The following is an 18,784-nucleotide window of genomic DNA, read 5'->3' on the forward strand; positions in this document are numbered from 1 at the left end:
AAAGCTTTTGAAAATACAGCAATTTGCATCGATCGGCAAGCAAATCACCGGTGACGAAGTGTGTCAGAGCGCACCTTGGCCGCCAGCCAACCACGTGATCTGCCAACCCGCGCCGCTATGCACGGCCGCTCGGTTCATTCCAAGCCCGGCTGCGAACACCAGCATTTCGCCCGCATAAAGTAGCGGCAAGCGCTCGCGTTCCCAAGCCGGAATGCCCGCCTCCTGGTAGGCCTGCTTGAGCGCGCGGGATGGTGCGCCGGTGCGCAGCACGATGCGCTCCCCGCCACGGCGACGAACCAGCGACAGCGGCGCTTGCAAGGTTTGGGCAGCAACCCCATCGCTTGCCACGGGTGCAAACAACAGCGTCCCGCCCCATGCATCCAACGTCACGCGCTGCTCAGCCAGGTGCGCGGGCTCGAACAGCGCCGGGCCGATGGCGATAGTGCGCAGCTCGGGGGCATCGTTGGCGCCGGCATCGATCCATGCAATGCCGCGGTAGCGCCTGACGTGCCCAGCCGGTAATTCAATGCGCAGGGCACCGTCATCTCGGGCGTCGGTCAACTGCGTACGCAGATCCTCCAGACGTCGACTTGGCAGCGCACGCATGCCTGCCTTGGCCAACCACGCGCGCAGCACCGCACGCTGACGCGGCAGGGACAGCGCGTTCAGCGCCGCCACATTCAGTTCATTCGCCGACGCGATTTGGGTTAAGTCCGCCTGCGCAATCTCGTCGATCAATGCAGCCGCATCGGCCAGATGTGCCGCGCTGCGCGACAGCGCTTCGCGATACGCGGGGAAATGATCCGCCATGCCCGCAAGCAGTGGACGCAATGCATTGCGAGCATAGCGTGCATCGGTGTTGGATGGATCTTCGACCCAGCTGAGCGCGTGAGCATGTGCGTACAGCTCGATCTCGCTGCGCGGTGCATCGACCCATGGACGCAGCAACGTGACCGCACCCGCCCGCGCCATCGGCATGGCGGCCAGGCCATCGAGACCTGCACCGCGCATCAATTGCAGCAGCACCGTTTCCGCTTGGTCATCCTGATGATGTGCCGTCAGTAGAATGGAGGCGCCCGTCTCCGTGCAGAGCGCTTCGAGCGCTGCGTACCGGGCTTCGCGCGCCGCCTCTTCAACGCCCCTCCCCGCATCGACCGCTACATGGACGCGGCGCGCATGAAACGCCACGCCAACCGCTTCGGCCATGCGCTTACACGCGCATTCCCAAACATCGGCGTCGGCATGCAGACCATGGTGAATATGGAGGGCCACGAGCTGCACGCGGGCGCCCGCATCACGCCACGCAGCACACGCATGCAGGAGCGCCGCGGAATCCCGCCCGCCTGACAGGGCAATTGCCACAGTCGGCGGCTCAGCGCCCCCAGAAACAACGAAGGCCGCACACGCGGCAACGCGTTGTGCGACCTTGTTGACGAGATCGGCCGACGAATCAGCGACCGTCGGTTTCCTTGAACTTGCCATAAGCCATCAGGCGCTCGTGACGGCGCGCCTGGAGTTCCGACGTCTTCATGCCCTGGAACTGACGCAGCGATTCGGCCAGCGCGCGCTTGAGCATTGTCGCCATGCCCTTCGGATCACGGTGTGCGCCGCCCAGCGGCTCGTTGACGATCTTGTCGATCAGGCCGAGCGCCTTCAGACGATGCGCCGTCAGGCCCAGTGCCTCTGCGGCTTCGGGCGCCTTTTCTGCGGTCTTCCACAGGATCGATGCGCAGCCTTCCGGCGAGATCACGGCGTAGGTGGCGAACTGCAGCATGATCACGGAGTCACCCATGGCGATGGCCAGTGCACCGCCCGAACCGCCTTCACCGATGATGGTGGCGATCAGGGGCACCTTCAGGCCGGCCATCACAAACAGGTTGTGCCCGATGGCTTCGGATTGGCCGCGCTCTTCCGCATCAATGCCCGGGAATGCGCCCGGCGTATCGACAAACGTGAAGATCGGCAGGCCGAACTTGTCCGCCAGCTCCATCAGGCGCTTGGCCTTGCGGTAGCCCTCGGGCTTGGACATACCGAAGTTGCGCAGCGCGCGCTCCTTCGTATCGCGGCCCTTCTGGTGACCGATCACCATGCAAGCCTGGCCGTTGAAGCGCGCCAGACCGCCCACGATCGACAGGTCGTCCGCAAACGTGCGGTCGCCGTGCAGTTCGTGGAAGTCGGTGAAGATCTCGCGGACGTAATCGAGCGTGTACGGACGCTGCGGGTGCCGGGCGATCTGCGCGACCTGCCATGGCGTCAGGTTGGCGTACAGATCTTTGGTGAGCTGCTGGCTCTTGGAAGCCAGGCGGGAAATTTCTTCAGAAATGTCGACAGCGGAATCGTCTTGTACGAAGCGAAGTTCTTCGATCTTCGCCTCAAGTTCTGCGATCGGCTGCTCGAACTCCAGGAAGGTTGTTTTCATGGATCTTCTGAAAGGCTCTTGAAGGCGCGCATTCTACCGGATTTTGACCGCCCGGCGACGCGCTCCGTTTCATCGAAATGAACAGATCAATAGGTGGTTGCCGTGTCTAGGCTGCGCCACATATACCAAGTGGCCACGGTGCGCCACGGTTCCCAGTTGGCGGCCACTTCGCGCGCTTCGCTGCGAGTGACGGGTTCGCCACTGAAATAATTTTGTGAAATCGCGTTGATGAGCCCGATGTCGTCCAGCGGCAGCACATTCGGGCGCATCAGGTTGAACATGAGGAACATCTCCGCGGTCCATCGGCCGATGCCGCGGATCTGCGTCAGTTCGGCAATCACATCCTCGTCTTCCATCTCGGCCCACTTGGCGACGTGTACGGTGCCGTTGCGAAAGTGATCGGCCAGATCAAGGATGTATTCGGCCTTGCGCTTCGAGAGACCGCAGCCGGCCAGCTTCTCTTGACCGGCGCGCAGGAATTGGGCGGGCACCAACTTGGGGCACACGGCCACCACGCGCTCCCACACCGATTGCGCGGCCTTGACCGAAATCTGCTGACCGACAATCGAGCGTGCCAGGGTGACGAACGGGTCGCCACGCGAAGCCAAGTGCGCCGGCCCGTAGGTCGGGATGATCTTGCGCAGGATGCGGTCGCGCTTCATCAAGTCGGCGCAAGCTTCTTGCCAATACTCCGGTGGGCCGGACAGCACCACTTCTGCCGGCACCGGCAACGTCTCGCTGGCGGCGAGCGTTTCGGGCAGCGGCACCTTGCTCGCAGGCGCGCGCTTGGCGGGAGCCTTGGCCACCTTGACGGCGCTCTTGGCGGCGACCGTCTTGCTTGCTACGCCGTCGACTTTCTTGGCGGCCGTTTTCTTCGCAGCCGGCACCTTTACCGCCGGAGTTTTCTTGGCGGCGGTGCTGCGCGTTACGCTGGCTTTCTTGGCCACCGCGTTCATGCGCGTCTCCATTCGGTCACGCCACCCGGTTTGTCTTCGAGGACGATGCCCGCGGCCAGCAGATCGGCGCGGATGGCATCGGCACGTGCGAAATCGCGAGCGGCCTTGGCGGCGCGGCGCTCTTCGATACGCGCCTCGACTTCTGTCGCGTCGACACCATCGGCCGACACACCGCCCTGCAGGAAAACGTGCGGATCGCGGCCCAGCAGACCCATCACGCCGGCCAGCGCAGCCAGCTGGCTGGCCAGCTCCGGCGAGCGCGTCTTGTTCACTTCGCTCGCCAGCTCAAACAGCACCGACACAGCGACCGGCGTGTTGAAGTCGTCGTTCATCGCTTCCAGGAAGCGCTTGCCGTGCGACTCGTTCCAATCGGGCTTGGCGCCCGCCGCGGCCGGCACATCCTTGAGCGCCGTGTACAAACGCGTGAGCGCATGGCGCGCATCATCGAGATGGGTGTCGCTGTAATTCAGATCACTGCGGTAGTGCGAGCGCAGGATGAAGAAACGCACGACCTCTGCGTCGTACACCTTCAGCACATCGCGGATGGTGAAGAAGTTGCCGAGCGATTTCGACATCTTCTCGTCATTCACACGGACGAAGCCGTTGTGCATCCACGTGTTGACGAAGGTCTTGCCGGTCGCGCCTTCGGACTGGGCAATTTCGTTCTCGTGATGCGGGAACTGCAGATCGGCGCCACCGCCGTGCAGGTCGAAATGCTCGCCCAGCAACTCGCAGCTCATCGCCGAGCACTCGATATGCCAGCCCGGGCGGCCCTCGCCCCACGGCGACGCCCAGCGCGACTCGGCCGGCTCATCGGCCTTGGCGGATTTCCACAACACGAAGTCGAGGGGATCCTGCTTGGCATCGTTGGCAGCCACGCGCTCGCCCGCACGCAGGTCTTCGAGCGACTTGCCCGACAGCTTGCCGTAACCGGGGAACTTGCGGACCGCGTAGTTCACGTCGCCGTCGGTGGCCTGATAGGCGAGACCGTTTGTCTGCAGCCTGCCGATCATGTTCAGCATCTGCGGCACGAATTCAGTGGCGCGGGGCTCGTGGTCGGGGCGCTGCACGCCAAGCGCATCGGCGTCTTCGTGCATGGCGGCGATGAAGCGGCCCGTCAGCGCACTCATCGTCTCGCCGTTCTCGACTGCACGCTTAATGATCTTGTCATCGATGTCGGTGATGTTGCGCACGTAGGTCACCTCGTAACCTGACGCGCGCAGCCAACGCTGCACCATGTCGAACACCACCATGACCCGCGCATGCCCCACGTGACAGTAGTCGTACACCGTCATCCCGCACACGTACATGCGCACGCGGCCGGGCTCGATGGGGACGAACGTCTGTTTCTCACGCGCGAGCGTGTTGTAGATCTTGAGTGATTCCATGAAGCGGTGTCGGGAGACTCAGCGCGCCGCGCATGCGAGGTACAACGTTGCGGGCGGACTAAATTGGAGGCAATCGGCGCCGGCGAGGCGCCTGCAAAACTAGCGGCATATCTTACCGGAACTGCGCTGGCGGGGCCGCCTGCCGGTGCGCCTGGCATGCTCCCCGTCAAGAACCTTTCCCGGCGCGCACGGCCGCTGCTGCGCACAAAGACGGTTTGTTAGAATGCGGCGGAGTATAACGGAACCGATTCTCATGAACAGACCGCTGCGTCAGACCGCTGCAACCCTGGCTAGCCTGCTTGCGATGTCCGCGGCACCGGCCTTCGCCCAGACCGCCGGCTTTGCCTTGCCGGCCGATTTGATGCCCAGCACGCAGCAAGCGCCCGAGGTGGCACGCCAGAAGCGCATCGACGACGCGTTGGCCAAGAAGCAATACGCCGAGGCGCTGACCGAGCTGGACAAGGATGTCGCTTCTCAGCCGCGCAACGCGCAGGCACGCTTCCAACGCGGTGTCGCACTTGCCGGCCTGGGCCGCGCAGACGACGCGATCGTCGCCTTCAGCCAGATGACGCAGGACTTCCCGGAACTGCCCGAGCCTTACATCAACCTGGCCGCACTGTATGCCGAGCGCGGTGAGCTGCTCCGCGCCCGCGACAGCCTGATCATGGCGAACCGCGTGGCGCCGGAAAATGCGCTGGCGCAATCCAATCTGGGCGATGTCTACGTTCGCCTGGCCGCGCAGTCGTACCAAAGCGCGATCAAGCTGAACCCCAAGAACACCACCGCGCGTGCACGCCTGGATGCCCTGCCCGATCTGCCGGGCGTACGCCCTGCGTCGAAACCCGCGACGACCACGCTGCCCGCAGCCAGCGGCGTGAGCGCCAAGCCGGCCAAGCGTCAGTAAAAAGACGCGGCCGATCCTGCTTTTCCCACCCCAAGTTCTCTCTTCCCGACCATGCTCCGTATTCGCTCTCTCTTTGCCGGACTCGTGTGTGCACTGGCCGTAACGGCCACCGCCGCCACGGCAGCCACCGCGTCTGCGCCGCGCGTGCAGTTCAAGACGTCGATGGGCAACTTCACCGTTGAGGTGTATCCGGACAAGGCACCGAAGACGGTCGCCAACTTCCTCCAGTATGTGAAGGACGGTTTCTACAAGGCCACGATCTTTCACCGCGTGATGGACGGCTTCATGATCCAAGGCGGCGGCTTCACGCCCGACATGAAACAGAAAGACACGCGCCCGCCGGTCGAAATCGAATCGAAGAACGGCCTGAAGAACGACAAGTACACGATCGCCATGGCGCGCACCATGGACCCGAACTCCGCCACCGCGCAGTTCTATGTGAACGTGGTCGACAACAACATGCTGAACTACCCTGGTCAGGACGGTTACGGCTATACCGTCTTCGGCAAGGTCGTCGAGGGCACCGACACCATCGACAAGATCAAGGCGGTGGAAACCACCACCAAGTTCCCGCACCAGAACGTGCCCGTGAAGCCGATCTTGATTGAATCGGCCACCGTCGTCTCCAAGTAACGCTTTTTGCCCTACCCAAGGAATTCACCATGACCCAAGTCAAGCTGCACACCAACCACGGCGACATCACCCTGGCCCTGGACGCCGAGAAGGCACCGAAGTCGGTTGCGAACTTCGTCTCCTATGTGAAGGATGGCCACTACAACGGCACGGTGTTCCACCGCGTCATCAAGGGCTTCATGATCCAGGGCGGCGGCTTCGAGCCGGGCGAGAAGATGAACCAGAAGCCCACGAAGGCTCCGATCGACAACGAAGCCAACAACGGCCTGAAGAACGAACGCGGCGCCATTGCCATGGCACGTACCAACGATCCGCACTCGGCCACGGCCCAGTTCTTCATCAACACGGTCGACAACGACTTCCTGAACCACACGTCGCCGACGCCGCAAGGCTGGGGTTACGCCGTGTTCGGCAAGGTGACCGAAGGCATGGACGTGGTCGACAAGATCCGCTCGGTGCGCACGGGCAACCGTGGCTTCCACCAAGACGTGCCGATGGAAGACGTCATCATCGAAAGCGCTGAAGTGATCGAATGATCGACGCAGCGCACGCCGCACAGGCCTCCGCGCTGAAGACACCGGTCCGGGTTTCCGGGCCGGTGTTTTTTATTTCGGATCTGCACCTCACGGCCAGCATGCCAGCCACTGCCGCCGCGTTCGAGCGCTTTCTGCGCACGCGCGCCCGCGAGGCACGCACGCTCGTCATCCTGGGTGACTTTTTCGAATACTGGGTCGGCGATGAAGAACTCGCTGATCCGTTCCACCAGCACATCGCCAACCTGCTTGCCGAACTCGCAGCGGCCGGCACGCGCGTGCTGCTCATGCACGGCAATCGGGACTTCCTGCTCGGCAAGCGTTTTCTGAAGGCTGCGCACGCCACGCTGCTGCCCGACCCCTCCGTGCTCGAAACGGACGAAGGCCAGCGCATCGTCCTTGCGCACGGCGACGCCCTCTGCACGCGCGACACGGCGTACATGCGCTTTCGCCACTGGACGCGCAAGCGCTGGGTGCAGTCGATATTCCTGGCGATGCCGCTGCGCTGGCGGCTGAAGATCGCGCAGAAGATGCGCGCGGAAAGCGAAGCCGGCCGCGCCATGTCCGCCAATGTCGCCGGTGAGCCCCGTGCTGCCGCGATGATGGGCGACGTCGCACCCGAAGCGGTGGATGCGCTGCTCAAGGCATCGGGCACGTCTACGCTGATTCACGGCCACACGCACCGCCCGCAACTGCATCACGAGCCGAGCGGTGACCGCTGGGTTCTTTCCGACTGGGATTTCGATCAGGCACAGCCGCGCGGCAGCTTCCTCAAACTGCGGGACGGCGCGCTGACGGTCGAGCCCGTGACGGCTTGACCTGCCGTCACGCGCCCGCCACTTACTTGAGCATCCGCTTCAGTTGGCTTGCGTCGAAGGGATCGTTCGGCGAGTTCTCCAGGTGCGCGCCCAGGCGATCCAACGCAGAAAGAATCGACTCGATGCGCTCCTGCTGAAGCTCGCTGTGGTCGATCAACCGCTTGAGCGCCAGCGATACTGGATCGTCCGCATCCGGCGTGATGCCATACGCTGAAAACTCCTGCTTCAGCGCAGACTGGGCCTCGGTCGCCACATCGCGTTCGATGATGCGCGCCGGAATGCCAACCGCTGTTGCCCCCGGCGGCACCGGTTTGAGCACGACCGCGTTGGAGCCAACGCGCGCGCCATCCCCAATGACAAAGCCGCCGAGCACCTTGGCACCCGCACTGACCACCACGCCCTTGCCGAGCGTCGGATGCCGCTTGGCGCCCTTGTAGAGCGACGTGCCACCGAGCGTGACACCCTGGTAGATCGTGCAGTCGTCACCGATCTCAGCCGTCTCGCCAATCACGACACCCATGCCGTGGTCGATGAACACGCGCCGGCCGACCGTCGCGCCGGGATGAATCTCGATGCCGGTGAGAAAGCGCCCGAGGTGCGAGAACCACCGCCCCAGCCACCGGAAGCCGCCATGCCAACACGCATGCGCGACCCGATGGACGATGATGGCGTGCAGACCTGGGTAGCAGGTCAGCACTTCCCAGCGGCTGCGCGCGGCCGGGTCTCGCTCCATGATGGCGCCGATATCTTCGCGAATGCGTGTGAACATCTTGAGGTGTGTGGATTGTTATATCTATATGCGCGATGCGCTGAGGGCAGTGTAAGGCATTGCCTTACCGCGCTGCGGCAAGGGTTTTAACCAGACATGCAGGAAATGCCGCACTGCTGGATCAGCCAGGAGGCGGCTTCAGGGCGATCAGCGACAGTCGTCGGCAGCGCCGGTGGGCGGCGTGGTGGCTGTGGCGCGGCGGCCCAGCATGCGCTTGGCGATCCCGCGCAGGATGTTGACCTCTTCGGTCTCCAGCTGCGTGCGGGCGAACAGGCGCCGCAGGCGCGGCATCAGCTTTTTCGGCTGGGCCGGGTCGAGAAAGCCGATCTCGACCAAGCCCTGCTCCAGATGTTCGAACATACCGTCGATCTGCTCGGCGGTGGCTGGCTCGCCGACAAAGCCGACGCCTTCCATGCGCGTATCGCCCGTGCCGGTGTCGGCCAGCAGCGCCATGCGCACCTCGTACGCAATCAACTGCACGGCCTGCGACAGGTTCAGCGAGGCATACGCCGGGTTGGCCGGAATGTGCGTGACGACGTGGCAGCGCTCCACCACCTCGTTGGGCAAGCCGAATCGCTCGTTGCCGAAGACGAAGGCCACGGTGGCGTCCGGCGTGGCCAGCAATGCGGCCACTTCTTCTGCCGCAGCACGCGGGCCGATGCGGCGCGGACCGAATTCGCGCGGGCGGGCCGTCAGCGCAATGGTGAGCGAGGCGCCGGCCAGCGCGTCGCCAATGTCGTCAACCACGCGGGCGGCGGCCAGCACGTCATCGGCGCCGCTTGCCATGGCAACGGCATCGGCGAGGCGTTGGGCCTCCGCCTCACGCGGGCGGACGAGCACGAAGCTGCCGGGCTCGCCAAATCCCATCGTCTTGAGCGCACGTGCCGTGGAGCCGACATTGCCCGGGTGGCTGGTCTCGACCAGCACAAAACGGCACCGCGCGGCGCGCTGGCGCAGCGTTTCCGGGTCGGCGGGGGTGGTGTTCGGGGTGCTCATTGGCGCAATTCGCGGGGCGCCGGAGGCGGGGTTCATATACAATACGGCCACTCTTTTGACGGCGGGCAGGATCGCGAGATTGGCCCGCCGCTCGTTCTTCTACAATTCGTTGTGTTGTTTCGCCTGCAGCCGCTTCCGAAAAATCGGCGCGCCAGGCGCGGAGATCCCACATGCATCCGATGCTCAATATCGCCGTCCGGGCTGCTCGCAAGGCCGGCACCGTCATCAACCGCGCGTCCTTCGACGTCGATAGCCTGCGCACCGAGCGCAAACAACACAACGATTTCGTCACCGAAGTCGATCGCGCAGCTGAAGCGGCGATCATCGAAGTCATCAAGACTGCCTACCCCGATCACGCGATTCTAGCGGAAGAGTCCGGCCAATCCTGGGCCGACGGCGAAACCGCCAGCGAAAACGTATGGGTGATCGACCCGCTGGACGGCACGACCAACTTCATCCACGGCTTCCCGCAATATGGCGTGTCGATCGCGCTGATGCAGCGTGGCGTCGTCACGCAGGCCGTGGTGTACGACCCGACGCGCGACGAACTCTTCACCGCCTCCAAGGGCGCCGGCGCGTTTTTGAACAACCGCCGCATCCGCGTCACGCGCCGCGACAAGCTGGCTGACTGCCTGATCGGCACGGGCTTTCCCTACCGCGATCTGGAAGGCCTGTACGACTACACCCGCCTGTTTGCGACCATGACGGAAAACTGTGCCGGCCTGCGTCGCCCGGGCGCTGCCGCGCTTGACCTCGCCTACGTCGCCTGCGGCCGGCTCGACGGCTTCTTCGAGCAAGGCCTGAGCAAGTGGGACATGGCCGCCGGCTCGCTGCTCGTGACGGAATCGGGTGGCCTGGTGGGCAACTACACCGGCGAATCGGGCTATCTGGACCAAGGCGAAATCCTGGCCGGCAACCCCAAGGCTTTCGTGCAGATGATCAAGATCACCTCGCCGTTCTCGCGGTCGAAGGCTGAAGCTTGATTGCGGCGCTGCGCCAGTAGCCGCCAACAAAAAGCCCGCTTTATGCGGGCTTTTTCACGTCTCGGAGCTTACTTCTTGGCAACCGGCGGCTCGTTGGGCGCGAAGCTCAACGAGGGCAGTTCGGCCTGCGCCTTTTCCGGCGTTTCAAGCTCGGGCACCACGCGGCCGACAATCAGACCCAGCGACGGCGACGTGCGCACGTACTTTGTCTCGCCGGCGTCCAGCGCGAAGCTCAGCGTCTTCTCGGTCTCGGTGGCCGTTGACACGACATACTTGCCGGCCGGACGGTCAACGTAGAAGAAGCCGCCCGGTTTGGATTGGCCAACCACTTCGCTGTTCAGCTTGATGTCCGGCTGCAGTGCCGCGCCAATCAGCGACGACGAGCGGAAGAAGTACACGCGCCCCTGATCCTGCTTGACCGTCGGAATCGACGAAGCCATTTCGGAATACTTCACGCCCGACGCGCAACCCGCCATCAGAACCGTGACACCGATGGCCGAAGCCAATGCGCGCAAAACTCCCTTCATTGTGATTCTCCTGTTGTGATGGATACAGCGGTGGAAAGCGGGGAGTACGCCTGCTCGCCGGGCAGGTAGAACCCGACCAGGCGTTGACCGGCGATCACGAGATAGGCCTCGTGGACCTGGCGGCCTTCAATCGTGAAGATCGTGCCGACCGGGCGATAGACAGCGCCTTGCGACAGCGTTCCCACGCGCTGCCAGCTGGAGCCGGCCGCAAGCGTGCGCGTATAGCCGGTCTCCAGGCGTACCTCGGTTGACGATTTCAATTGGATGCGCGACGGGCCTGTCGCGTTGTCGATGGCCAGCGTGGCCGGTGCGGTGGACACCATCGGCGCGCATGCGCCCAGGCAAGCCGCGGCAATGCACGCCACAGCCCAATGCAGCATTGGCTTCTGCACAACTCCCTCCAGAATCTCTTTATCGGTACCGAGACGGCACTCTGTGGGGAGCGATCTTAATGAGATGACGCGAAACTGACATCCCCTCGAACCGGGTTTTTCGTGGGGAGCGCAATGCACGTTGCTAACAACCGATATAAGCAACGTTTAGCTGGCGTGTTCGGTAGCACGTTCGCCAGCTGCGGTGCGCGCCCCGCTCTCAGCGAGCGCCTCCCGCAGCAATCCCCCGCAAACCGCACGGGTTTTGCGTGCCGCGTCCCTCATTCACAATGAGCCCCGCCCTCAACGCCATCGCCTGCCATGAAGACCGCCCTCGCCCTGCGCCACGTTCCATTCGAGCACCTTGGCATCCTGCAGCCGCTGCTGGAAGCGCGCGGCTACACGGTGCGCACCGTCGACGTGGGCGTGCAGCCGGTGCCGACCGACGACATGGTGGATGCCGATCTGTTGATCGTGCTGGGCGGGCCCATCGGCGCCTATGACGATGCGACGTATCCGTTCGTACGCGATGAAGCCGCCGCCATTGCGCAGCGGCTGACCGCCCGCAAGCCGCTGCTGGGCATCTGCCTCGGCGCCCAGCTGATGGCACGGGCGCTGGGTGCGGCAGTCAAGCCGATGGGCGTGAAGGAGATCGGCTTTGCGCCGGTGACGCTCACAGCCGACGGCGCAGACTCGCCGCTCGCGCCGCTGGCCGACGGCACGCCGGTGCTGCACTGGCATGGCGACCGATACGACTTGCCGCCCGGCGCGCGACGGCTGGCGTTCACGGAAGTCTGTGCCGAGCAGGCTTTCGCCATCGGCAACCACGCACTCGCGCTGCAATTCCACCTGGAGGCAAATCTGGAGGAGCTGGAAGCCTGGCTGATCGGGCATGCTGCGGAACTCGGCACAGCGGGTATCGACCCGCGCGCGTTGCGAGCACAGGTGCCCGCGGTGGCGCAACGCCTGTCGCAACGTGCGCGCGAGGTCTTCGCTGCCTGGCTGGACCGCGTGGAGGCCGCATGACGCTGCCCGGCCCCATCCGCATCGAGACCCTCCTCGCCGGACGCGCGGTCGACTACACGCGCCCAGGCTCACGCAGCGCCATCGACAAGCGCCCCGTGCGCGACGCAGTGGAAGTCGGCATCAACGGCATCGTGGGCGACGAGCAAGGCGACTTGCGTGTGCACGGCGGCCCTGACAAGGCGATTCACCACTACCCGTTCGACCACTACGCGGCCTGGCAAGCGGATATCGGCGCGCAACCCGTGCTCGCACAGCCCGGCGCGTTTGGCGAGAACGTGAGCACCACCGGCATCACCGAAGCGGACATCTGCGTGGGCGATCGTCTGCGCGCGGGCAGTGTGATGCTGGAAGTGTCGCAACTGCGCCAGCCGTGCTGGAAGCTCAACGACCGCTTCAACACGCGCGACATGGCGCGCCGCGTGCAACACACGGGCCGCACGGGCTGGTATTACCGGGTTCTGGAAGGCGGCACGCTGCGCGCGGGCGATACGCTGGAATGGCTCGAGCGCCCGTGGCCGCAATGGCCGCTGTCGCGCGTGCTGGATGTGCTTTACCGCAACATGCTCGACCGTGCAGCGCTGGCCGACATGCTGACGCTGCCGCTCACGCCGTCGTGGCGCAAGCTGGTGGAAGGCCGCCTCGCGCGTGGCGAGGTGGAAAGCTGGGCCAAACGCATCGATGGCCCAGCGCTCGAAGCTTGAGTTCGCAACCGATCAGAACGTTTCCCAATCGGCGTCGTCTCCAGCCGCGACCAGAGGCTTCGCCTTGGCAAGGCTCGCGGGAATCGCTGCCGGTGCAGCCGGGCTCTTTTCGGTTCGCTCGACCGGCTTGGCAGCCGCCTTTCGCAACACCGGCGGCTTGCGCGACGTCAGCTTGGGCTTGGCCGCTTCGGTGCTCGGCTTGGCGGCCCCGCGCCGCGGCGCTTCGTCCTTGGGTGCTGCCGGTGCCGTCGGCGTTGCGACTGCCACGGGCTTGACCGGCGCAACAGCCGGTTCAACCCGCGCCACCATGGCCGGCGCGCGCAGCGCATGCGCGTCAAGGCGGAACTGCGCCACCACCTGCGTCAGGCTCACGGCCTGCTCTTCCAGCGATTGCGCAGCGGCGGCCGCCTGCTCCACCAGCGCAGCGTTCTGCTGCGTGGCGTCGTCAAGCTGCGTGACCGCGTGGCTCACTTCTTCAATGCCCGAGCGCTGTTCCTGGCTGGCCGATGAAATCTCGCCGACGATGTCGGTCACGCGCTTCACGCTCGCGACGATCTCCCGCATGGTCGTGCCGGCTTCTTCCACCAGAGCGCTGCCTGCATCCACGTTGACGACGGAATCGTCGATGAGCGCCTTGATCTCCTTGGCGGCAGCAGCGCTGCGTTGCGCAAGGCTGCGCACCTCACCGGCCACCACGGCAAAACCACGGCCCTGTTCGCCCGCACGGGCGGCTTCCACCGCTGCATTCAGCGCAAGGATGTTCGTCTGGAACGCAATGCCGTCAATCACGCCGATGATGTCGACGATCTTGCGGGACGAGGCGTTGATCGAGCCCATGGTTTCCACCACGCGCGTCACCACATCGCCGCCGCGCACGGCCACATCCGAGGCAGACGCAGCCAGTTGGTTGGCCTGCTGGGCGTTGTCGGCGTTCTGCTGCACGGTCGACATCAGCTGCTCCATGGCCGAAGCCGTTTCTTCGAGCGAGCTGGCCTGCTGTTCGGTGCGCGACGACAGGTCGAGGTTGCCGCTGGCGATCTCGCGCGTGGCCGTTCCGATGGTTTCCGACGCGCCCTTGATGCGGCCGATGGTGTCCACCAGCGCGCCGCGCATGCGGCTCATGGCGTAGAGCAGGCTGTGGTTGTCGTCGGCGCGGGTGGCAATCTCCACCGTCAGGTCGCCGCCGGCGATGCGGTTGGCCACGTCAGCCGCGTAGGCCGGGTCACCGCCCAGCGTGCGTTGCAGGCTGCGATTGGCGACGCCGCCAAGCAGGACGAGCAAGCCGCCCACGAGGACAAGCAGGCCGCCGGTCTGGTAAAGCGAAGTCATGAACGCGGCGTTGATGTCGTCCATGTAGACGCCGGTCGAGAAGACCCAATCCCACGGCTCATAGCGCATCGCAAACGCCGTCTTGGGCACCGGATCCGTGCCGCCGACCTTCGGCCACACATAGCTGGTGAATCCGCCCTTTGGATCTTTGGCGGCGGTCGTCAGGCCCGCGTAGACCGCATTGCCTTGCGCATCCTTGAAGCCGGATTGGTCCTTGCCGATGAACTCCGGCTTGATCGGATGCATCACCACCACGTTGTTGGAACTCGTGATGGTGAAGTAGCCATCCTTGTCGTAGCGCAGCGCCTTGAAACGATCGATCGCCTGCTTCTGCGCGGCCTCTTTGCTTAACGTGCCGTTCTTGGTCAGGTCGTCGTACTGCTTGACCAGGTTCATCGCCATGGTCGTCACGCTGACGAGGTTGTTCTTGCGCTCCTCCACGCGGATCTCGCGCGCCTGATACGCGTTGAATACCGAGATCAACGTCAGCGCGACAAGGCTGATGACCAACGGCAGCCAAAGCTTTTGGCGAAAGCTGAGCTTGCTCATTCCAGAGTCTCCGGATGCGGAACCGCGAGGCGCCATTTGCGCAAACGCGTTCCCACTATGGTTTTAGGGGTCCGAATGGTCTATCGGCAGGCCGGCGGCCAACCTTGAGGGGACGACCCCGAGCAATGGCAGGCCGGGCCCCATTTCCGCCGATCCACCGCGAGCCACGCCGCAGGCGATCTTTGCAAATTGCGCCACATTGGGCAGAATTCTTTTGATCTGAAATCGATAATCGACGATGAAAACCACGCTCGAAGAACTGCTCGCCTTCCGCACGGTGGTCGACACAGGCTCTGTCACGGCGGCGGCTGAGCAGCTCGGTCAGACGGTATCGGGCGTGAGCCGCGCACTGCGCCGCCTGGAAGAGAAGCTGGACACCACCCTGCTCTCGCGCACCACGCGGCGGCTGTCGCTCACCGACGAGGGCGCGACGTTTCTGGCGCAGGCGCGCAGCATCCTCGCCGCCGTCGACGAGGCCGAAGAGCAGATGGCCCTGCGCCGCCAGCAGCCCGCCGGCCGCCTGCGCATCAACGCTGCCATGCCGTTCATGCTGCATGTGGTGGCGCCGCTCGTGCCGGATTTCCGCGCGCAGTATCCGCAGATCGAGCTGGAGCTGAACACCGACGACCTGATCATCGATCTGCTGGAAGAAGACACCGACGTGGCGATCCGCATCGGCCCGCTGCGGGACTCCACCCTGCGGGCGCGGCTGCTCGGCACGCGCCGGCTGCGCGTGCTGGCAAGCCCTGCCTATCTGAAAGCGCACGGCCGGCCACGCAACGTCGACGACTTGCAGAAGCACGTCCTGCTCGGTTTCGGGCAGCCGGAATCGCTGAACCAATGGCCCCTGCGCGGCCCGCATGGCGACCGGTTGCGCATCGAGCCCACCCTCAAGGCCTCCAGTGGTGAAACGCTGCGGCAGCTTGCTCTGCAGGGCGTCGGCATCGTCTGCCTGGCTGACTTCATGAGCGCTGAAGACCGACGCACGGGCGATCTCGTGCAGGTGCTGCCGGATGCCACGGTCGAGGTGCTGCAGCCGATTCACGCGGTGTACTACCGCAACACGCAGCTGGCCTCGCGGATCGCGTGCTTTCTCGACTTTCTCGAAGCCCGGCTTACCGACGATGGACGGTGAAGCCGCATCACGGGTGTGCAACAATTGCGCGATTCAACACCTTTCGCGCGCGGCCTGATCGGATCACATCGGGCGGCGCGCTGCGCTTTGAGCACTCATGGCTGAACACTCCGCTCCGGTTCTGGAGATCGACCCGAAATACGGCCCTTTCGACAAGCACACTCCAATGATGCAACAGTACCTTCGCTTGAAGGCTGGGCATCCGGACACGCTCGTCTTCTACCGCATGGGCGACTTTTACGAACTCTTCTTTGAAGACGCCGAAAAAGCCTCCCGCCTGCTCGACATCACCCTCACCGCACGCGGCAGTTCCAACGGACATCCGATCCGCATGGCGGGCATCCCGTTCCACGCCGCGGAGCAATACCTCGCCAAGCTGGTCAAGCTGGGCGAATCCGTCGCCATCTGCGAGCAAATCGGAGACCCTGCGACGACCAAGGGACCGGTCGAGCGCAAGGTCGTGCGCGTCGTCACACCCGGCACGTTGACGGACGCCGCGCTGCTCTCCGACAAGGTCAACAACCATCTGCTGGCCATCGCGCACCTGCCCGGCAAGCGCGGCACGGCGCCGCTGATGGGCCTGGCGTGGCTCAACCTCGTCGGCGGCGAATTGCGCGTGATGGAATGCAGCCCCGACCAGCTCGACCGCGAACTCGAACGCATCCGCCCCGCCGAAGTGCTGGCCGACGATGCGACGCTCAGTACCCTGCTGGTGGATGTCGCCCGCACCCGCCTGCCCGATTGGCATTTCGACGTGGAAGCCGGCACGCGCCGCCTGCGTGAGCAACTCGGCGTAGCGAGCCTCGTCGCCTTTGGCGCGGAAACGTTGACGGCCGCACTGGCGGCTGCCGGCGCGCTGCTGAACTACGCAGCGGCCACGCAAGGCCAATCGCTGCGCCACGTGATCGGCCTGACCGTCGAGCACGAAAGCGAATTCATCGGCCTGGACACCGCCACGCGCCGCAACCTGGAGCTGACCGAGACGCTGCGCGGGCAGGAATCGCCGACGCTGTTCTCGCTGCTCGACACCTGCGCGACCAGCATGGGCAGCCGCCTCCTGCGCCACTGGCTGCATCATCCGCTGCGGGATCGCGCCGTGCCTCAAGCGCGTCAGCAGGCGATTGAAGTGCTGCTCGGCAGCGATTGGCAAACGTTGCGTGCGACGCTGCGCACGCTGTCGGACGTGGAGCGCATTACAGGGCGGCTGGCGCTGCTGTCGGCGCGGCCGCGCGATCTGTCGTCCTTGCGTGACACGCTGGCGCGCCTGCCCGAGATTCGCGAAGAACTGCCGCAGAGCGACGCGGCTCCGCTGCTGACCGAGCTATACGCTGCGCTCAGCTTGCCCGAAGACGCCCACGCCCTGCTGCAACGCGCCGTAATGGCCGAGCCGGCGGCCATGGTGCGCGACGGCGGCGTCATCGCGCGCGGCTACGATGCCGACCTCGACGAGCTGCGCGACATCTCAGAAAACTGCGGCCAGTTCCTCGTCGATCTGGAGGCCCGCGAACGCGAGCGCACCGGCATCGCCAATCTGCGCGTCGAATACAACCGCGTGCACGGCTTCTACATCGAAGTCACCAACGGCCAGGCCGCCAAGGTGCCGGACGATTACCGCCGCCGCCAGACGCTGAAGAACGCCGAGCGCTACATCACGCCCGAGCTGAAGGCGTTCGAAGACAAAGCGTTGTCCGCGCAGGACCGTGCCCTGTCGCGCGAGAAAGTCCTCTACGAAGAGTTGCTGCAGAAACTGCTGCCGCATCTGGCCGAGTTCAAGCGCATCGCTGCCGCGCTGGCGCAGGCCGATGTGCTGGCAACGCTCGCCGAGCGCGCGCATGCGCTGTCGTGGTCGCGCCCCACGCTGACCGATGCCCCGGGCATTGAACTGACGCGCGCACGCCATCCCGTGGTCGAACAGCAAGTCGAACAGTTCGTCGCCAACGACTGCATGCTGCAGGAGGCGCGCAAGCTGTTGCTGATCACCGGCCCGAACATGGGCGGTAAATCGACCTTCATGCGGCAAACCGCGCTGGTCGTACTGCTCGCCTACGTGGGCGCATTTGTGCCGGCGGAAGCGGCCGTCATCGGCCCGATCGACCGCATCTTCACGCGCATCGGCGCCGCCGACGATCTGGCGGGCGGTCGTTCGACCTTCATGGTCGAAATGACGGAAGCCGCCGCCATCCTGCACCGTGCAACGCCCAACAGCCTCGTGCTGATGGACGAGATCGGCCGCGGCACGAGCACGTTCGACGGCCTTGCGCTCGCCTGGGCGATTGCGCGTCACTTGCTGTCGCACAACCGCAGCCACACGCTGTTCGCCACGCACTATTTCGAGCTGACGCAACTGCCGCAGGAGTTTGCCCAGGCCGCCAACGTCCACCTCTCCGCCGTCGAACATGGTGACGGCATCGTCTTCCTGCATGCCGTGCAGGAGGGCCCGGCCAGCCAGAGTTACGGCCTGCAGGTCGCGCAGCTGGCGGGCGTGCCGCAGCCGGTCATTCGCGCCGCGCGCAAGCGGCTCGCGTGGCTGGAGCAGCATTCCGCCGACACCGGCGCCACCCCTCAGTTGGACCTCTTCGCCCTCACCGCCGATACGCCCATCGACGACGAAGACGACGACGCCGAAGCACCCGACAGCGCCCTGACGGAGGCACTCGCCGGCATCGATCCCGATGACATGACGCCGCGTGAAGCGCTCGATGTGCTGTACCGGCTCAAGGCGCTGGCGAGCCCGTCCGCCTGATTCC

19 protein-coding genes are annotated in these 18,784 nt (G+C 64.8%); 9 read left to right on the top strand and 10 right to left on the bottom strand.

Going from position 1 to position 18,784, the window contains the following annotated elements; translation table 11 throughout:
* Window positions 1-63: 63 nt before the first annotated feature.
* The 4 genes from tilS to cysS all read right to left on the bottom strand — a co-directional run bounded on the left by tilS (window position 64) and on the right by cysS (window position 4,763).
* Entirely contained in the window at window positions 64-1,482 is a 1,419-nt protein-coding gene (gene tilS, locus R2676_RS07835; RefSeq protein ID WP_206275393.1) for a tRNA lysidine(34) synthetase TilS, read from the bottom strand.
* Window positions 1,451-2,419 (bottom strand): acetyl-CoA carboxylase carboxyltransferase subunit alpha, encoded by a 969-nt coding sequence (locus tag R2676_RS07840; RefSeq protein ID WP_027677672.1) that lies wholly within the window; start codon window positions 2,417-2,419, stop codon window positions 1,451-1,453. The genes tilS and R2676_RS07840 overlap by 32 nt, the downstream gene beginning before the upstream one ends.
* Before the next feature lie 86 nt (window positions 2,420-2,505).
* Window positions 2,506-3,387 carry a DNA-3-methyladenine glycosylase family protein gene (locus R2676_RS07845; RefSeq protein WP_206275394.1) on the bottom strand — a complete coding sequence of 294 codons (882 nt, stop codon included), beginning with the start codon at window positions 3,385-3,387 and terminating at the stop codon, window positions 2,506-2,508.
* Window positions 3,372-4,763 (bottom strand): cysteine--tRNA ligase, encoded by a 1,392-nt coding sequence (gene cysS / locus R2676_RS07850; protein ID WP_206275395.1) that lies wholly within the window; start codon window positions 4,761-4,763, stop codon window positions 3,372-3,374. Before cysS ends, R2676_RS07845 begins: the two co-directional genes overlap by 16 nt.
* A gap of 253 nt (window positions 4,764-5,016) precedes the next feature.
* Here cysS and R2676_RS07855 point away from each other — a divergent pair, with 253 nt between their 5' ends.
* Genes R2676_RS07855 through R2676_RS07870 form a run of 4 tightly spaced genes read left to right on the top strand, consistent with a single transcriptional unit; the run spans window position 5,017 to window position 7,651 of the window.
* Entirely contained in the window at window positions 5,017-5,667 is a 651-nt protein-coding gene (locus tag R2676_RS07855) for a tetratricopeptide repeat protein (RefSeq protein WP_206275396.1), read from the top strand.
* 51 nt (window positions 5,668-5,718) lie between these two features.
* Window positions 5,719-6,300, top strand: coding sequence for a peptidylprolyl isomerase (locus tag R2676_RS07860; protein WP_206275397.1), 582 nt, complete (start codon window positions 5,719-5,721; stop codon window positions 6,298-6,300).
* A 29-nt stretch (window positions 6,301-6,329) separates the two neighbouring features.
* The gene (locus R2676_RS07865; RefSeq protein ID WP_027677677.1) at window positions 6,330-6,836 is read left to right on the top strand and encodes a peptidylprolyl isomerase; all 507 of its coding nucleotides are present in this window, start codon (window positions 6,330-6,332) and stop codon (window positions 6,834-6,836) included.
* Entirely contained in the window at window positions 6,833-7,651 is an 819-nt protein-coding gene (locus R2676_RS07870) for a UDP-2,3-diacylglucosamine diphosphatase (protein ID WP_206275398.1), read from the top strand. Before R2676_RS07865 ends, R2676_RS07870 begins: the two co-directional genes overlap by 4 nt.
* Window positions 7,652-7,673: 22 nt before the next feature.
* Here R2676_RS07870 and cysE read toward each other — a convergent pair whose 3' ends face one another.
* Window positions 7,674-8,420, bottom strand: a complete 747-nt coding sequence (gene cysE, locus R2676_RS07875) for a serine O-acetyltransferase (RefSeq protein ID WP_116574831.1) — start codon at window positions 8,418-8,420, stop codon at window positions 7,674-7,676.
* Between the two features lie 147 nt (window positions 8,421-8,567).
* Window positions 8,568-9,452, bottom strand: coding sequence for an RNA methyltransferase (locus R2676_RS07880; RefSeq protein WP_410482483.1), 885 nt, complete (start codon window positions 9,450-9,452; stop codon window positions 8,568-8,570).
* 134 nt (window positions 9,453-9,586) lie between these two features.
* On the opposite strand from R2676_RS07880, the gene R2676_RS07885 reads away from it, so the two are divergent.
* Window positions 9,587-10,399 carry an inositol monophosphatase family protein gene (locus R2676_RS07885; RefSeq protein WP_012435285.1) on the top strand — a complete coding sequence of 271 codons (813 nt, stop codon included), beginning with the start codon at window positions 9,587-9,589 and terminating at the stop codon, window positions 10,397-10,399.
* Between the two features lie 68 nt (window positions 10,400-10,467).
* On the opposite strand, the gene R2676_RS07890 is transcribed toward R2676_RS07885, so the two are convergent.
* Together R2676_RS07890 and R2676_RS07895 are read right to left on the bottom strand one after the other, a co-directional pair.
* Window positions 10,468-10,926, bottom strand: a complete 459-nt coding sequence (locus R2676_RS07890; protein ID WP_102066970.1) for a DUF2846 domain-containing protein — start codon at window positions 10,924-10,926, stop codon at window positions 10,468-10,470.
* Entirely contained in the window at window positions 10,923-11,306 is a 384-nt protein-coding gene (locus R2676_RS07895; protein WP_316856994.1) for a hypothetical protein, read from the bottom strand. Before R2676_RS07895 ends, R2676_RS07890 begins: the two co-directional genes overlap by 4 nt.
* A gap of 312 nt (window positions 11,307-11,618) precedes the next feature.
* Between R2676_RS07895 and R2676_RS07900 the strand changes: the two genes are divergently transcribed.
* The gene (locus R2676_RS07900; protein WP_206275401.1) at window positions 11,619-12,323 is read left to right on the top strand and encodes a glutamine amidotransferase; all 705 of its coding nucleotides are present in this window, start codon (window positions 11,619-11,621) and stop codon (window positions 12,321-12,323) included.
* A complete protein-coding gene (locus tag R2676_RS07905; RefSeq protein ID WP_206275402.1) occupies window positions 12,320-13,024 on the top strand; it encodes an MOSC domain-containing protein in 705 nt (234 codons plus the stop codon). Before R2676_RS07900 ends, R2676_RS07905 begins: the two co-directional genes overlap by 4 nt.
* Before the next feature lie 12 nt (window positions 13,025-13,036).
* On the opposite strand, the gene R2676_RS07910 is transcribed toward R2676_RS07905, so the two are convergent.
* Together R2676_RS07910 and R2676_RS07915 are read right to left on the bottom strand one after the other, a co-directional pair.
* A complete protein-coding gene (locus tag R2676_RS07910) occupies window positions 13,037-14,902 on the bottom strand; it encodes a methyl-accepting chemotaxis protein (RefSeq protein WP_206275403.1) in 1,866 nt (621 codons plus the stop codon).
* Window positions 14,903-14,965: 63 nt separating this feature from the next.
* The gene (locus tag R2676_RS07915) at window positions 14,966-15,151 is read right to left on the bottom strand and encodes a hypothetical protein (protein WP_206275404.1); all 186 of its coding nucleotides are present in this window, start codon (window positions 15,149-15,151) and stop codon (window positions 14,966-14,968) included.
* Between R2676_RS07915 and R2676_RS07920 the strand changes: the two genes are divergently transcribed.
* Window positions 15,141-16,037: a LysR family transcriptional regulator gene (locus R2676_RS07920; protein WP_102066964.1), complete on the top strand. Its 897-nt coding sequence runs from the start codon at window positions 15,141-15,143 to the stop codon at window positions 16,035-16,037. The genes R2676_RS07915 and R2676_RS07920 overlap by 11 nt on opposite strands.
* A gap of 97 nt (window positions 16,038-16,134) precedes the next feature.
* Complete coding sequence (mutS, locus tag R2676_RS07925; protein ID WP_206275405.1) at window positions 16,135-18,780, top strand: DNA mismatch repair protein MutS; 2,646 nt, start codon at window positions 16,135-16,137, stop codon at window positions 18,778-18,780.
* Window positions 18,781-18,784: the final 4 nt, after the last annotated feature.

It is taken from the genome of Ralstonia flatus (genome assembly GCF_958439105.1).
GTDB classification, from domain to species: domain Bacteria; phylum Pseudomonadota; class Gammaproteobacteria; order Burkholderiales; family Burkholderiaceae; genus Ralstonia; species Ralstonia flatus.

Excerpts from the sequence above, each read along its gene's own strand:
- tilS (WP_206275393.1), bottom strand. The coding sequence starts at position 1,482 with ATGGCAAGTTCAAGGAAACCGACGGTCGCTGATTCGTCGGCCGATCTC.
- R2676_RS07840 (WP_027677672.1), bottom strand. The coding sequence starts at position 2,419 with ATGAAAACAACCTTCCTGGAGTTCGAGCAGCCGATCGCAGAACTTGAG.
- cysE (WP_116574831.1), bottom strand. The coding sequence starts at position 8,420 with ATGTTCACACGCATTCGCGAAGATATCGGCGCCATCATGGAGCGAGAC.
- R2676_RS07920 (WP_102066964.1), top strand. The coding sequence starts at position 15,141 with ATGAAAACCACGCTCGAAGAACTGCTCGCCTTCCGCACGGTGGTCGAC.
- R2676_RS07905 (WP_206275402.1), top strand. The coding sequence starts at position 12,320 with ATGACGCTGCCCGGCCCCATCCGCATCGAGACCCTCCTCGCCGGACGC.
- R2676_RS07845 (WP_206275394.1), bottom strand. The coding sequence starts at position 3,387 with ATGGAGACGCGCATGAACGCGGTGGCCAAGAAAGCCAGCGTAACGCGC.
- R2676_RS07890 (WP_102066970.1), bottom strand. The coding sequence starts at position 10,926 with ATGAAGGGAGTTTTGCGCGCATTGGCTTCGGCCATCGGTGTCACGGTT.
- R2676_RS07865 (WP_027677677.1), top strand. The coding sequence starts at position 6,330 with ATGACCCAAGTCAAGCTGCACACCAACCACGGCGACATCACCCTGGCC.
- R2676_RS07870 (WP_206275398.1), top strand. The coding sequence starts at position 6,833 with ATGATCGACGCAGCGCACGCCGCACAGGCCTCCGCGCTGAAGACACCG.
- R2676_RS07880 (WP_410482483.1), bottom strand. The coding sequence starts at position 9,452 with ATGAACCCCGCCTCCGGCGCCCCGCGAATTGCGCCAATGAGCACCCCG.
- R2676_RS07885 (WP_012435285.1), top strand. The coding sequence starts at position 9,587 with ATGCATCCGATGCTCAATATCGCCGTCCGGGCTGCTCGCAAGGCCGGC.
- R2676_RS07860 (WP_206275397.1), top strand. The coding sequence starts at position 5,719 with ATGCTCCGTATTCGCTCTCTCTTTGCCGGACTCGTGTGTGCACTGGCC.
- cysS (WP_206275395.1), bottom strand. The coding sequence starts at position 4,763 with ATGGAATCACTCAAGATCTACAACACGCTCGCGCGTGAGAAACAGACG.
- R2676_RS07910 (WP_206275403.1), bottom strand. The coding sequence starts at position 14,902 with ATGAGCAAGCTCAGCTTTCGCCAAAAGCTTTGGCTGCCGTTGGTCATC.
- R2676_RS07855 (WP_206275396.1), top strand. The coding sequence starts at position 5,017 with ATGAACAGACCGCTGCGTCAGACCGCTGCAACCCTGGCTAGCCTGCTT.
- R2676_RS07895 (WP_316856994.1), bottom strand. The coding sequence starts at position 11,306 with ATGCTGCATTGGGCTGTGGCGTGCATTGCCGCGGCTTGCCTGGGCGCA.
- mutS (WP_206275405.1), top strand. The coding sequence starts at position 16,135 with ATGGCTGAACACTCCGCTCCGGTTCTGGAGATCGACCCGAAATACGGC.
- R2676_RS07900 (WP_206275401.1), top strand. The coding sequence starts at position 11,619 with ATGAAGACCGCCCTCGCCCTGCGCCACGTTCCATTCGAGCACCTTGGC.